Origin of the sequence: Streptomyces sp. NBC_01454, from assembly GCF_036227565.1 — a bacterium.
Taxonomy (GTDB): Bacteria; Actinomycetota; Actinomycetes; order Streptomycetales; family Streptomycetaceae; genus Streptomyces.
On record NZ_CP109460.1, the window covers coordinates 5,918,329 to 5,931,180 of the forward strand.

The window sequence follows — 12,852 nt, forward strand, 5'->3', positions numbered from 1 at the left end:
CGGCACGACCGGTGGCCGGTCAACCGGCTGCGCTGCCCCCGCCCGAAATTCTAACGGGGCCGGAAATCGCGCTCCACCGGGTCTACCGGGCCGCCAGCGGTGCCTGCTGCAAGGGAACTGGCCTGCACAAAGGGGGATGTGCGGTGATCCGCTGCGGTTCCGCGTCCGCGGCGCGGGGTTGTGCAGATGATGTGGAGCGGTTGTCGATTTCGCCCGCATCCGGGACAATCCTGCCGTCGTTCGTGACACCCGAGGTGGCGTCCGGTCTGCTGCCCGGTCTGACGCCCGCTTCGCCATCCGCTCCGATGTCTGCCTCCGCGTCCGCTCCGGACGGCACCTCGGAGGGCACCTCGGAGGGCGCCTCGGACGGTGCGACGGACGGCACCTCGGCAGGCAGCCCCGCACGCATCCGGACGCGCATCCCGGAACGCGGGCCCTGCACCGGCAGCAAGGGCCCGACCAGTTGCCACGGTCTCCTCGCCGGGGCCGCACGCACCGGCACCACCGCCCGGGCGGGCTCCACCGTCCAAGCCGCCTGCGGGGGTTCCACGGTCCGCGCCGGCTGCCCGGGCACCGCCGCCCGCACCGGCCGCTCGGGCACCACGGTCCGCACCGCCCGCTCGGGCACCACCGTCCGCAGGGGCTCCACCGGCCGCCCCGGCTCCGCCTCCTGCCGCCGCTCCCGCTCCGGCTCCCGCTCCCGCTGTCCTTCCCGCTCCCGCTGTCCTTCCCGCTCCCGCTGTCCCGCCGGCTCCGGTGCCACCGGCGGCAGGGCCATCCGCAGCCGCGCCACCCCGCACGGCTCCGCCGCCGTCGTGTGCGGCAGCAGCAGTTCGCCGCCGGCCGTCCACAGGCCGGCGCCCGTCAGCCACCCCCGCGGTGCCGGGAATTGGCGCAGCTGCCGTACCGAGGGCCGCCAGACGCCCAGCCAGGTGCCGTGCGCCCCGTCCACCCGGAAGGCCACCGCGCAGCTCTCCGGTGCCAGCATCTGCCGCGGCTGCATCGCGAACGGGGTGACCGTCGCGCCGGCCGGATACAGGCACTCCGGGAAACGCACCGGCAGCCGGCTGCCCAGGACGCCCCAGCCGATCCGGTCCTGGCCCGGCGCGTCCGACCGGACCAGCAGCAGTCCGCTGTCCGGATCGGCGAGCAGCAGACGGTCGTTGCTGTCCTCGGTGATCTGCAGCAGCGGGCCGGTCTCGCCGCCCCGTGCCAGGTCGACCGTGACGGCCTTCGTCCGGCCCGCCCACTCCTGGTCCAGCGCCAGCAGCCGGCCGCCGCGGTCCAGCCAGGCGCCGCCCGAGCAGCGCCCCGGGATCTCGGCGACCCGCTCGGGCCCGCCCGCGCCGCCGTGCAGCAGCCACAGCGCGGTGCGGTCCGCGCCGGGCGCCAGGGCGTAGCCGCGCGTCCCGTCCGGTGCCGGCGGCAGCAGGGTCAGCTCGGGCGCCTCCACCGCCCCCAGCAGGAGTTCACCGGTCCCCGGGCCCGCCGGGTAGAGCAGGGAGACGGCGAAACGGTCGGCGACCCGGCGCGCGATGAGCACCCGCCCGTCGGCCAGCGCCAGCAGCGCGCTGTCCGGCTCCTCGGGCTGGGTGCCCTGCAGCGGCACGGCGTACGGCTCGGGGCCGCCCAGCGTCCAGCGCTCCGGGAACCAGCTCCCGGCGGCGTCGTCGTGACGGGCGAGCCGGGCGGCGTACGAGCCGTCGGCGGCGATCGTCAGGGTCGCGCGGTGCGGGCGCGTCGGCGCCGTGGCGTCCTCGGTTGCACAGATCGTCATCGGGCGGTCACCTCCAGTCGGCATCCGAAGGTAGGTTTCGCACGTCCGGCCGAACAGGGCGAGTTGCCGGACTTCACGCATAAGGGTGGCAGTTGTCCGGTTCGCCGGTGCCGGGCGGGGCGGCTGTGCATCGGCCCGCCCGGCCGTCGCCTCCGGCCGTCGGGGGCGGGCCCCGGCGGGGCGGACCCGCCGCACCTCCGTACGGTGGCCGCCGGGGCCCCGCGCAGGACGGCCCGCGCGGTGTCACAGCTGGGAGGTAACCTTCCACCCGTGCCCGTACTGTCTGAAGTCCTCTCCGCGCTCGACGCCCTCTGGCCCCCCGAGCGGGCCGAAGGGTGGGACGCCGTCGGCACGGTCTGCGGTGATCCCGGCAGCGAGGTCCGCCGTGTGCTGTTCGCCGTCGACCCGGTCCAGGAGATCGCCGACGAGGCGGTGCAGCTCGGCGCCGACCTCCTCGTCACCCACCATCCGCTCTATCTGCGCGGTACGACGACGGTCGCGGCCTCGACCTTCAAGGGCAAGGTCGTGCACACCCTGATCAAGCACGACATCGCGCTGCACGTCGCGCACACCAACGCCGACACCGCCGACCCCGGTGTCTCCGACGCCCTGGCCGGTGCCCTGGATCTGCGCATCCTCGGCCCGCTGGTGCCGGATCCGGATGATCCGGACGGCCGCCGCGGCCTGGGCAGGATCTGCGAGCTGCCGCATCCGATGACGCTGGCCGCTCTCGCGACGTATGCGGCCGGCCGGCTGCCCGCCACCGCGCAGGGCATCCGGGCGGCCGGTGACCCGGACCGCGAGATCCGGACCCTCGCCGTCTCCGGCGGCTCCGGCGACAGCCTCTTCGGCGCCGTCCGGGCGGCCGGTGTGGATGCCTTCCTCACCGCCGACCTGCGCCACCACCCGGCCTCCGAGGCCGTCCAGAGCACCGCGGACCGCCCGCCGGCGCTGCTCGACGCCGCCCACTGGGCCACCGAGTGGCCGTGGTGCGAGCAGGCCGCGGCCCAGCTCGACGCGGTCTCCGACCGGCACGGCTGGGGACTGCGCACGCATGTCTCCCGTACGGTCACCGACCCCTGGACCGCCCACGCGGCGTCCACCCCTCTCTTCACCCCGACGCACACCACAGGAGCCCCACGCTGAACGCCGCGCCCGCCGACCAGATCCGCCTCCTCGACGTCCAGGCCCTGGATGTCCGGCTCACCCAGCTCGCCCACCGGGGTCACAACCTCCCCGAGCTGGCCGAACTGCAGACCCTGGAAGGCGACCTCATCCAGCAGCGCGACCTGCTCATCGCCGCGCAGACCGAGGAGAGCGACACCACCCGCGAGCAGACCAAGGCCGAACAGGACGTGGACCAGGTGCGCCAGCGCGCCGCCCGCGACCAGAAGCGGCTGGACTCCGGCGCCGTCACCTCCCCCAAGGACCTCGAGCACCTCCAGCGTGAACTCGTCTCGCTGGCCAAGCGCCAGGGCGACCTGGAGGACATCGTCCTGGAGGTCATGGAGCGCCGGGAGTCCGCCCAGGAGCGGGTCACCGAGCTCACCTCCCGGGTCGAGGCCATCCAGGCCAAGGTCGACGACGCCACCGCCCGCCGCGATGCCGCGTTCGCCGAGATCGAGGCGGAGCGTGCGACGGTCGCCAAGGAGCGCGAGCTGACCGTCGCCGACATCCCGGCCGAACTCCTCAAGCTCTACGACAAGATCCGCACCAAGGAGGGTGGCGTCGGCGCGGCCCGCCTCTACCAGCGCCGCTGCGAGGGCTGCCGCCTGGAGCTGAACATCACCGAGGTCAACGATGTCCGCGCGGCCGCCGCCGACACCGTCCTGCGCTGCGAGAACTGCAGCCGCATCCTGGTCCGTACGCCCGACTCGGGCCTGTAGGCCATGGCCCGCACCCTGATCGTCGAAGCGGACGGCGGCTCCCGGGGCAACCCGGGGCCGGCCGGCTACGGCGCGGTGGTCCTCGACCCGGAGACCGGCGAAGCGCTCGCCGAGGCCGCCGAGTTCATCGGTACGGCGACCAACAACGTCGCCGAGTACAAGGGCCTGGTGGCCGGTCTGCGGGCGGCGCACGCCCTGGACCCCGAGGCGGACATCCGGGTGCGGATGGACTCCAAGCTCGTCGTCGAGCAGATGTCGGGGCGCTGGAAGATCAAGCACCCGGACATGAAGCCGCTGGCGGCCGAGGCCGGGTCGGTCTTCCCGGCCGACCGGGTGTCGTACGAGTGGATCCCCCGCGCGCGGAACAAGCACGCCGACCGGCTCGCCAACGAGGCGATGGACGCCGGGAAAGCGGGCCGGCAGTGGGAGCCGCTGGACTCCCGAGCGGCCTTGGCGACCTGCGCGGTGACGCCCGCCCGCAGTGCCGCCGCGCAGGCCGCGGACGCCGCCGCGGAGGCGTCCGACGAGGCGCCGGAGGCACCGTCGGCAGGCTGGGGTCCCGACCTCGGCCCGCCCGCCACCTTCGTCCTGCTGCGGCACGGCGAGACCGCCCTCACACCCGAGAAGCGCTTCTCCGGCAGCGGCGGCACCGACCCCGAACTCTCCGCCGCCGGACGCCGCCAGGCCGAGGCGACCGCCGCCGCGCTCGCCGCCCGCGGCACGATCGAGGCCGTCGTCAGCTCACCGCTGCGGCGCTGCCGGGAGACCGCCGAGGCGGTCGCGTCCCGGCTCGGTCTGGAGGTCCGGATCGAGGAGGGCCTGCGGGAAACCGACTTCGGGGCGTGGGAGGGGCTGACCTTCGCCGAGGTGCGCGAGCGCCACTCCGAGGACCTCGACGCCTGGCTCGCCTCCGCAAAGGCGGCGCCCACCGGCGGTGGCGAGTCCTTCGCCGCGGTCGCCCGCCGGGTCGCCGTCGCCCGGGACAAGCTCCTGGCCCGGCACGCGGGCCGCACCGTCCTGCTGGTCACGCATGTCACGCCGGTCAAGACGCTGGTCCGGCTGGCGCTGGGCGCCCCGCCGGAGGCGCTGTTCCGGATGGAGCTCTCGGCGGCGTCCCTCTCGGCCGTCGCCTACTACTCCGACGGCAACGCCTCGGTGCGGCTGCTGAACGAGACGGCGCATCTGCGGTAGACGGCACCTCCGCGGTGGCGGACGGGGAAGCCGGGGCGGCAGCCGCCCGCCCCGGGCAGCCGGACGCCGCGGTACGCGAAGGGCCCGGCATCTCGGACGACCGAGGTGCCGGGCCCTTCGTGGTCCTTCGTGCGGGCGCCCGTCAGGCCGCCAACGCCGCCGCTTGGAGGGCGAGTTGGCGCACCCGGTCCCAGTCCTTGGCGGCCGTCGCCGCGGCCGGCAGCATCCAGGAGCCGCCTACGCAGCCGACGTTCGGCAGCGCCAGATAGGCCGGCGCCGACGCCGGGCCGATCCCGCCGGTCGGGCAGAAGCGGGCCTGCGGCAGCGGCGCGGCCAGCGAGGTCAGATAGGCGGTGCCGCCCGCCGCCTCGGCCGGGAAGAACTTCATCTCGGTGACGCCCTCCTCCAGCAGGGTCACCACCTCCGAAGCCGTCGAGACGCCCGGCAGGAACGGCATCCCCGAGTCCCGCATCGCCCCCAGCAGCCGGGGCGAGAACCCCGGACTCACCAGGAAGCGGGCGCCGGCCGCACGGGCCGCTTCGGCCTGCGCCGGGGACAGCACGGTCCCCGCGCCCGGCACCGCCTCGGGGACCTCGTCGGCGATGGCGCGCAGCGCGTCCAGTGCGGCGGGCGTCCGCAGCGTCACCTCGATCGCGGGCAGCCCGCCCGCGACGAGCGCCCGGGCGAGCGGTACGGCGTCCGCGACGTCATGGAGCACCACGACCGGGAGGACGGGCGCGAGCCCGAGCACCGACGGGGGAGCGGGGGAAGCGGCGTCGCTGGTCACGCCGCCCATGGTGCGCGCGGCCACCCACTCTCCGCAACGAGCGTTGCACATGTTGCAACCACGAGCGGTCTCCGGCCCTGCCTCTGGCCCTGCCTCCGGCCCTCCGCGCCGCTACCGCGCCTACAGCTCCGTCACGATCACATCGACGGCCCAGGCCTTCCCGCGCTTCTCCGGAGGCTGCGCCTCCACCGCGTAACCCAGCTCCCGCAGCGCCTCCACCAGCTCCGCCGGGCCGTCCGGCGCGCGCCCCGACGTCAGCAGGTCCCGCACCAGCCGCCCCTTGGTCGCCTTGTTGAAGTGGCTGACCACCGTCCGCTTCTCCACCCCGGCCACGGTCCTGGACTGCAGCACCCGCACCGTCGCGGTCCGCCCGGCCACCTCGCCCTTGGGCTTCCACGCCGTCGCATACGCCGCCGACCGCAGATCGAGCACCAGCCCGTCCCCGGCCGCCGCGGGCAGCACCTCGGCCATCGGCGCCCGCCAGTACGCGCCCAGCGCGCCCAGGCCCGGCAGCTTCACCCCCATCGAGCAGCGGTACGACGGAATCCGGTCGCCGACCCCGACGGCGCCCCACAGCCCCGAGAACACCAGCAGCGAGCGCCGGGCCCGCCGCCGCGCCGCCGCGTCCAGCGACGCCAGACCGAGCGCGTCATAGAGCACCCCGGTGTAGATCTCCCCGGCCGGCCGGGCCCCCGCCGTCCGCAGCCCCGCATTCTTCGCGATCTCGCTCTTCAGGCCCTCGCTGAGCCCGAGCACCTCCTGCGCCTTGGTCTCGTCCGCGGCACACAGCTCGACGAGCTCCGCGAGCACCTCCTCGCGCGCCGCGGTCAGCCCCGGCAGCGACAGCGCCCCGGTGTCCAGCGGCGCCCCCTTCCCTCCCGCGGCCTTCCCTTCGGACGGCGGCAACAGCACGAGCACGTGGATCTCCTTCGCGGCGGTACGGGCGGGGGTGCGGCCCCGGGAAAAGCGTATGGCCTGCGGCGGGCCGGTACGGCACCCGCGCGCCCCGCCGGGCACCGGGCGTCACCGCACGCCGCGCCGGGAGCGGCCGCCCGCCATACGCTCGGTTTCATGCCCCGTCTCCATATGCATGTGACCGACGCAGCCGAGTCCCCGCTGCGGCTGGCCCTGCACGAGCTGCGCGGACGGCTGGAGATCCCGGACCACTTCCCGCCCACGGCGCAGGCCGAGGCGGACAGCGCCGCCCGTGCCCCGCGGATCCCGGCCGCCGACGGCGCGGTGGCGACCGAGCACACCCTGGAGGACGCCACCGACCTCCCGCTCTTCACCCTCGACCCGCCCGGCTCCCTCGACCTCGACCAGGCCATGTTCCTCGCGCGCCGCACCGGCGGCGGCTACCGCGTCCACTACGCCATCGCCGACGTCGCCTCCTTCGTGACCCCCGGTGGTGCCCTGGACGCCGAGGCCCACCACCGGGTGACGACCCTCTACTTCCCCGACGAGCGGGTCCCGCTGTACCCGCCCGTGCTGAGTGAGGGCGCCGCCGGCCTGCTGCCCGACCAGGACCGCCCGGCCGTCCTGTGGCAGCTCGACCTCGACGCGGACGGCGCCCCGGCCGGCGTCCGGGTGCGCCGCGCCCTGGTCCGCTCCCGCGCCAGGCTGGACTACGCCGCCGTGCAGCCGATCCTCGACGACGGGACGGCCGAGGAGCCGCTCGCCCTGCTCCGCGAGATCGGACTGCTGCGCGAGGAGCGGGAGGTCGCCCGGGGCGCGACCTCCCTGAACGTCCCGGAGCAGGAGATCGTCGAGGAGGACGGCTGCTACCGCCTCGACTACCGCGCCCCGCTCCCGGTCTACGGCTGGCACGCGCAAATCTCCCTGCTCACCGGCATGGCGGCGGCCGAGCTGATGCTGTCCGCCGGCACCGGCATCCTCCGCACGCTCCCCACCGCCCCGGACGGCTCGGTCGCCCGGCTGCGGCTGACCGCCCGGGCGCTCGGCGTCGACTGGCCGCACCACACCTCGTACGCGGCGCTGCTGCGCACCCTCGACCCGCGCCGCCCCGCCCACGCCGCGTTCCTCCAGGACTGCACCGCGCTGCTGCGCGGCGCCGGCTACACCGCCTTCGACGGCACCGCACCCCCGGCCTCCGAAGCCCTGCACGCCGCGGTCGCCGCCCCGTACGCGCACGCCACCGCACCACTGCGGCGGCTCGTCGACCGCTACACCTCCGAACTGTGCCTGGCCGCCTCGGCCGGCGCCGAGGCGCCCTCCTGGGTCCGCGGCGCGCTGGCCGACCTGCCACGGGAGATGGAGCTGGGCACCCGGCGTGCCCACCAGGTGGAGCGGGCCTGTGTCGACCTCGTCGAGGCGGCGCTGCTGCGGGACCGGGTGGGGGAGGTCTTCGAGGGCCTGGTCGTCGAGATCCAGGAGAAGGACCCCACCCAGGGCACCGTCCACCTCGTCGACCCGGCCGTCGTCGGCCCCGTCGAAGCGGCCCCGGAAGGTCCCGCGCTGCCGCTCGGCCGCCGTATCCCGGTCCGCCTCGCCGAGGCCGACCCGGGCCACCACCCGGTCCGCTTCACGGCCGCGTGACGGCCGCCCCGCCGGCTCCCGCCGCGTCCCCGGGGGAGCCGTCCCCCGCCACGGCCTCCCGCAGGGCCCGTACCGCCGCCCGGGCGTCGTCCGCATGGAACCGCACCGTGCCCACGGTCGTCCGCCGCCCCAACAGCCCCTCCAGCACGACCGGTTCGGTCAGCTCGACGGTGACCGAGGTCTGCCCGCCCACGGCGAACTCCGCCACCCCCGCGGCCGCGCCCTCGCCGGCCCGGGCCTCCTCCCTGCCGAACCGCAGGTCGTAGCGGACCGAGGCGATCCGCCCGACCGGTATCCGCAGCTCCCGCCGCGCACCGTCGCGCAGCCGCAGGACGCCCGCCCCCAGCACATGCGGCCGGGTGACCGCCGCGGCCTGCAGGCCCAGCACCATCAGCACCGTGTAGACATCGAGCACCAGGAGCACCCCGTGGACCACCGGTTCGCCGGCCAGCAGCACACTCAACCCCACCGTCTCCACCACGCACACGAACGTCAGCCCGTAGACGAACGCCGCCTGGGCCGCCGCGTATCCCAGGGCCCGCTCCCCGGACGCCACCCCGATCCGCCGCCGCGCCACCCACCACAGCAGACTCCGCTGCCACCGCCCCTCGTGGGCGGCCAGCCGCCGCAGCGCGCCGCGCCGGCTCATCGCGCACGCTCCGTGATCAGGTGGACCGCCCCGCGCACGGCCGCGGCCTGCGCGGGCGTGAACTGCGCGTGGAACGCCGCCAGAAAACCGTTCTCCGCCGCCGCGTCCGGCCGGGCCGTCCCCGCGGGGCCGACGAGCTCGGCGGCCACCGCGTCCGGCACGCAGTCGGCGAGCGCCTGCGCGGCCCGCGCCACCCGCGGGTCGTCCGGCGCGGCCTCCGCCAGCGCCTCGAACAGCCCGTACACCTCGTACATCCGCTCCACCGCCCCCGGCTCCGCGGCCATCTCCCCCAGCACCTCCGCCACCCGCCGGCGCCCGGGTTCCTGCCCCGTCGTTTCGAGCAGCGCCAGCACCTCCCGTTCCTTCGCCGCCATGGCGGGTTCCGGACCGGGGCGGGCGGCGGAGACACGGGCCATCTTCCCGAAGACGGCGGCCAGTTCATCCGAGACGGGCCCCTCGGCGGGCAGTCCGCCGAGCTCCTCCGCCTGCCGCCGCAGGGCGGCCAGCCGCACCCGCCGAGAGCGGATCGCCTCCTCCTGCCGGGCCAGATCCGCATCCAGCTCGGCCAGCACCTCGGCCAGCTCCCGCCCGGAGTCGTCCGCCAGCACGTCGCGCACCTCCTCCAGCCCGAGCCCCAGCTCCACCAGCCGGCGCAGCCGCGCGAGCGTGACCGCGTCCGCCAGCCCGTACTCCCGGTAGCCGTTGGCCCGGCGGACGGGCTCGGGCAGCAGCCCGAGGTGGTGGTAGTGACGCACCGCGCGGGTGCTGACGCCGACCAGCCCCGCGATTTCCCCGATTCTCATGCGCTCAGTAGAAACGTTGCCGCCGCGGCAAGGTCAAGGGCTTTCGGACGGGACCGGCCGCGGGCCGTGGCGCCGCCGTCTGCGGGTAGCATGGTCGCCACGGCGGACGAGCCGGCCGGACGGCCGCGTGGGGATCCTGGATCCTCCCGAGGAACGTCCGGGCTCCACAGGGCAGGGTGGTGGGTAACACCCACCCGGGGTGACCCGCGGGACAGTGCCACAGAAAACAAACCGCCCGTGCCGCAAGGCGCGGGTAAGGGTGAAACGGTGGTGTAAGAGACCACCAGCCTCCGAGGTGACTCGGAGGGCTAGGTAAACCCCACCCGGAGCAAGGTCAAGAGGAGGCATCGGCTGATGCCTCTGCGCGGACGACCGAGGGCTGCCCGCCCGAGTCCGCGGGTAGACCGCACGAGGCTGCCGGCAACGGCAGCCCTAGATGGATGGCCGTCTCCCCCCGGCCCGCAAGGACCGGGGGCGACAGAACCCGGCGTACAGGCCGACTCGTCCGCCATTACGGCCCTGACCGGGGGGAATGCCTAGGTCGGGGCTGTTGTGCGTTCCGGCGGGCTTCCCTTGCTGACCTGCGGGTTCCCGGGAGTGCCTTTGGGAATGTGCACTGGGTTGGGTATGCGGGACAGCGCTGCGTGCGACCGCTGGGAGAAGACGACCGGTGGTTTGCGACGGGTGGGGAGCGGTGGCCGGTGAGCGCCCAGGTGGTGGCGACGCACGGTTGGTGCAGGTTCGAGTCCCCGGCAGGAGACACCGAACATGGCTGGTCGTTCGTGCGGCGGCAAGCTGCGTATTCAAGCCACGGCGCGGGTGGAGGGGGATCGTTTAGCTTCAATCGGACCTCGTCTCGCGGTCCGGCCACATTGGGGCGGGCCGGACCGGGCCGGTGGACGGATCCGGTCATCTCAGAAGAACGTCTTGTCCCAGTTGCCTGTGATGAGGGCCTGGACCGCCTCCGCGAAGCCGTTGGCCACGCGCTGGATCCCTGCGTCTCCGCCGATCAAGATGTCGCCGTTCTCGGCCAGCAGGACGCAGTCCTCGGTGGAAAACACGATGCCAACCGGTAGAACTGGCTGGCCAATACGCTTGGCGTAGATGCGCACGTTCCTGGCCGGGAATTCCAGAGCCTGCTCGACGGACGTGGTGAGCTCAACCTCCGACTGTCGGAACATCCAGGTAACGGTCAGCTCACCGTAATCGCCCAGGAACGTTCGAATCTGGGGAGTGACCTCGTATCCGGCCTCGGAGTACTGGCTGCAGGCGTCGGCGAGATCCATCGGGCCGGCCTCGAACCGCCGGACTCCGGTAAGCGAGTCCCGTAGTCTCCGAATTGCCGGCCGCTCGCGGTTGTCGTTCAATCTGTCAGGACCTCTCCCCCGAAACCGGGTACCCATGTCTTGCAGTTGTCGCACATTTTGAATTTCTTGCCCTTGATGTTGACGGTCGCCACATCAATGTTCTTCGGGTCCGCACCGTCCTTGATTGCGTTGGTGAACATCCGAGGTTCACCGCATACACCAGCTGGACGGCCTGATGGGTGTTGCGATTCCTCAGGCATTGCGTCCATCACAGCCTTCTCGTGGCCGGATTCCGGCCCACTTTCGCCGTAGTAGACCTTACCTGTGGTCCGGTCCTTGCCCACAGAGTAGGCAAGCGGGAGATGGTCATCCTCACCGAGCCCGTCGGCGACATGCTGGATCCGTTTCTTCCCCAGGTCCATCAACTCCTTTTTGAGGGGGTCGCCCTGGTTCTGCGCCATGAGGCCGAGCGGGTCGCACCAGGTGTGCGGATTGTGGACGTAGGCGTCGGGGTTGGGGGACGGGCTGAGGCCGAGTGGGTCCGGGCTTGTGTAGCGCGCGGTTTCGGGGTCGTAGTAGCGGTTGAGGTTGTAGTGCAGGTGTGTCTCGGCGTCGAAGTACTGGCCGGGGAAGCGCAGTGGTGAAGCTTCCCCTTGTGACTGGACACCTGGAGACTGGGACATGAGGTTCCAGAGGAAGTAGTGCCAGGTGGGTAGTCAGTACTCCAAGCGGTATTCGGAGGAGTTCAAGCGGGACGCGATCGCGTTGGCCCGCTCCTCCGACAAGACGATCACGGAGGTCGCGCGGGATCTGGGGGTGAGTCCGGAGAGTCTGCGTGGCTGGGTCAAGCGTGACCGGATCGACCGCGGCGGGGGCACGTCGGGCGAGCTGACCAGCGCTGAGCGCGAGGAGCTGAAGCGGCTGCGCAGGCAGAGCGCCGAACAGCAGAAGACGATCGAGATCCTGAAAAAAGCGGCCTTCTTCGCGAAGGACAGCGACCGGTGAGCGAGTTCTACCAGTTCATCGCTGCGGAGAAGGCCGTCTACCCGGTGGCCCTGCTGTGCCGTGTCCTGGGCGTGGTCCGCTCCTCGTTCTACGCCTGGCTGGAGGCGGAGGATGCCCGGGAGGCCCGGACGCGGGCGGATGACGCGCTGGCCCACGAGATCACCGTGATCCACCTGGCCTCGAAGGGCGCCTACGGTGTTCCGCGCGTGCACGCCGAGCTACGGCGGCTGGGCCGACCAGTCAACCGCAAGCGGGTGGAGCGGGTCATGCGCGAACGTCGGATCACCGGCGTCACACGCCGAAGACGCCGCTCGCTGACCCGTCCCGACAAGCAGGCACGGCCCGCCCCGGACCTGATCGGCCGTGACTTCACCGCCGCCCGGCCCGGCACCCGGCTGGTTGGGGACATCACGTACCTGCCCACCCGTGAGGGCTGGTTGTATCTGGCCTGCTGGCTGGACCTGGCCACCCGCGAGGTCGTCGGTTACGCGATGGCGGACCACCACCGTGCCGCGCTGGTGGTCGACGCACTGCGGATGGCCCACGGCCGGGGCGGCCTGGAAGACGGCTGCATCACACACAGCGACCGCGGAAGCGAGTACACCTCAGCTGAATTCCGCGCAGAAGTACACACGTTGGGGCTTCGTGAGAGCACCGGCAGGACTGGCTCCTGCTTCGACAACGCCGCGGCGGAGAGCTTCTGGGCCGTGCTCAAGGAAGAGATCGGCACCCGGATCTGGCCCGACCGGGCGACCGCCCGCGCCGACGTGTTCACGTTCATTGAGACCTTCTACAACCGGCGCCGCCTGCGCAAACACGCTGTGTTCGGGTACCTCACACCCCACGAGACGCGTCAGCGGTTCCGTAACGCCCAAACACTCGCAGCGTAGA

At 73.3% G+C, this 12,852-nt stretch carries 12 protein-coding genes, 1 other RNA gene and 1 pseudogene; 7 read left to right on the forward strand and 7 right to left on the reverse strand.

The genetic code is table 11. The features are described 5' to 3' along the window. Positions 1 to 82 precede the first annotated feature (82 nt). Complete coding sequence (locus tag OIU81_RS42400; protein WP_443074048.1) at positions 83 to 1,777, reverse strand: hypothetical protein; 1,695 nt, start codon at positions 1,775 to 1,777, stop codon at positions 83 to 85. 270 nt (positions 1,778 to 2,047) lie between these two features. On the opposite strand from OIU81_RS42400, the gene OIU81_RS26225 reads away from it, so the two are divergent. Genes OIU81_RS26225 through OIU81_RS26235 form a run of 3 tightly spaced genes read left to right on the forward strand, consistent with a single transcriptional unit; the run spans position 2,048 to position 4,854 of the window. After that, positions 2,048 to 2,923 carry a Nif3-like dinuclear metal center hexameric protein gene (locus tag OIU81_RS26225; RefSeq protein ID WP_329151611.1) on the forward strand — a complete coding sequence of 292 codons (876 nt, stop codon included), beginning with the start codon at positions 2,048 to 2,050 and terminating at the stop codon, positions 2,921 to 2,923. Further along, a complete protein-coding gene (locus OIU81_RS26230) occupies positions 2,920 to 3,663 on the forward strand; it encodes a zinc ribbon domain-containing protein (protein ID WP_329155360.1) in 744 nt (247 codons plus the stop codon). Before OIU81_RS26225 ends, OIU81_RS26230 begins: the two co-directional genes overlap by 4 nt. Before the next feature lie 3 nt (positions 3,664 to 3,666). Further along, positions 3,667 to 4,854 carry a bifunctional RNase H/acid phosphatase gene (locus tag OIU81_RS26235; protein WP_329151613.1) on the forward strand — a complete coding sequence of 396 codons (1,188 nt, stop codon included), beginning with the start codon at positions 3,667 to 3,669 and terminating at the stop codon, positions 4,852 to 4,854. Positions 4,855 to 4,996: 142 nt separating this feature from the next. On the opposite strand, the gene eda is transcribed toward OIU81_RS26235, so the two are convergent. Further along, the gene (eda, locus tag OIU81_RS26240; RefSeq protein WP_329155362.1) at positions 4,997 to 5,650 is read right to left on the reverse strand and encodes a bifunctional 4-hydroxy-2-oxoglutarate aldolase/2-dehydro-3-deoxy-phosphogluconate aldolase; all 654 of its coding nucleotides are present in this window, start codon (positions 5,648 to 5,650) and stop codon (positions 4,997 to 4,999) included. Positions 5,651 to 5,761: 111 nt separating this feature from the next. Continuing rightward, the gene (yaaA, locus tag OIU81_RS26245; RefSeq protein ID WP_329151614.1) at positions 5,762 to 6,559 is read right to left on the reverse strand and encodes a peroxide stress protein YaaA; all 798 of its coding nucleotides are present in this window, start codon (positions 6,557 to 6,559) and stop codon (positions 5,762 to 5,764) included. Between the two features lie 153 nt (positions 6,560 to 6,712). Here yaaA and OIU81_RS26250 point away from each other — a divergent pair, with 153 nt between their 5' ends. Then, a complete protein-coding gene (locus tag OIU81_RS26250; RefSeq protein WP_329151615.1) occupies positions 6,713 to 8,197 on the forward strand; it encodes an RNB domain-containing ribonuclease in 1,485 nt (494 codons plus the stop codon). On the opposite strand, the gene OIU81_RS26255 is transcribed toward OIU81_RS26250, so the two are convergent. Both OIU81_RS26255 and OIU81_RS26260 read right to left on the reverse strand, forming a co-directional pair. Next, on the reverse strand, positions 8,184 to 8,846 hold the full coding sequence (locus OIU81_RS26255) for a hypothetical protein (protein WP_329151616.1): 663 nt from the start codon (positions 8,844 to 8,846) through the stop codon (positions 8,184 to 8,186). The two genes, OIU81_RS26250 and OIU81_RS26255, sit on opposite strands and share 14 nt — an antisense overlap. Next, entirely contained in the window at positions 8,843 to 9,649 is an 807-nt protein-coding gene (locus OIU81_RS26260) for a MerR family transcriptional regulator (protein ID WP_329151617.1), read from the reverse strand. The genes OIU81_RS26255 and OIU81_RS26260 overlap by 4 nt, the downstream gene beginning before the upstream one ends. A gap of 107 nt (positions 9,650 to 9,756) precedes the next feature. Between OIU81_RS26260 and rnpB the strand changes: the two genes are divergently transcribed. Beyond that, an RNA gene (gene rnpB, locus OIU81_RS26265) (RNase P RNA component class A) lies at positions 9,757 to 10,157 on the forward strand. A 406-nt stretch (positions 10,158 to 10,563) separates the two neighbouring features. On the opposite strand, the gene OIU81_RS26270 is transcribed toward rnpB, so the two are convergent. Both OIU81_RS26270 and OIU81_RS42405 read right to left on the reverse strand, forming a co-directional pair. Next, entirely contained in the window at positions 10,564 to 10,935 is a 372-nt protein-coding gene (locus tag OIU81_RS26270; RefSeq protein ID WP_329331163.1) for an SUKH-3 domain-containing protein, read from the reverse strand. A 478-nt stretch (positions 10,936 to 11,413) separates the two neighbouring features. After that, positions 11,414 to 11,600, reverse strand: a pseudogene (locus OIU81_RS42405) (RHS repeat-associated core domain-containing protein); the annotation flags it as partial. Positions 11,601 to 11,664: 64 nt separating this feature from the next. Between OIU81_RS42405 and OIU81_RS26280 the strand changes: the two are divergent. Beyond that, positions 11,665 to 11,961 (forward strand): transposase, encoded by a 297-nt coding sequence (locus OIU81_RS26280; RefSeq protein WP_329151624.1) that lies wholly within the window; start codon positions 11,665 to 11,667, stop codon positions 11,959 to 11,961. Next, positions 11,958 to 12,851, forward strand: coding sequence for an IS3 family transposase (locus OIU81_RS26285; protein WP_329142503.1), 894 nt, complete (start codon positions 11,958 to 11,960; stop codon positions 12,849 to 12,851). The genes OIU81_RS26280 and OIU81_RS26285 overlap by 4 nt, the downstream gene beginning before the upstream one ends. Position 12,852: the final 1 nt, after the last annotated feature.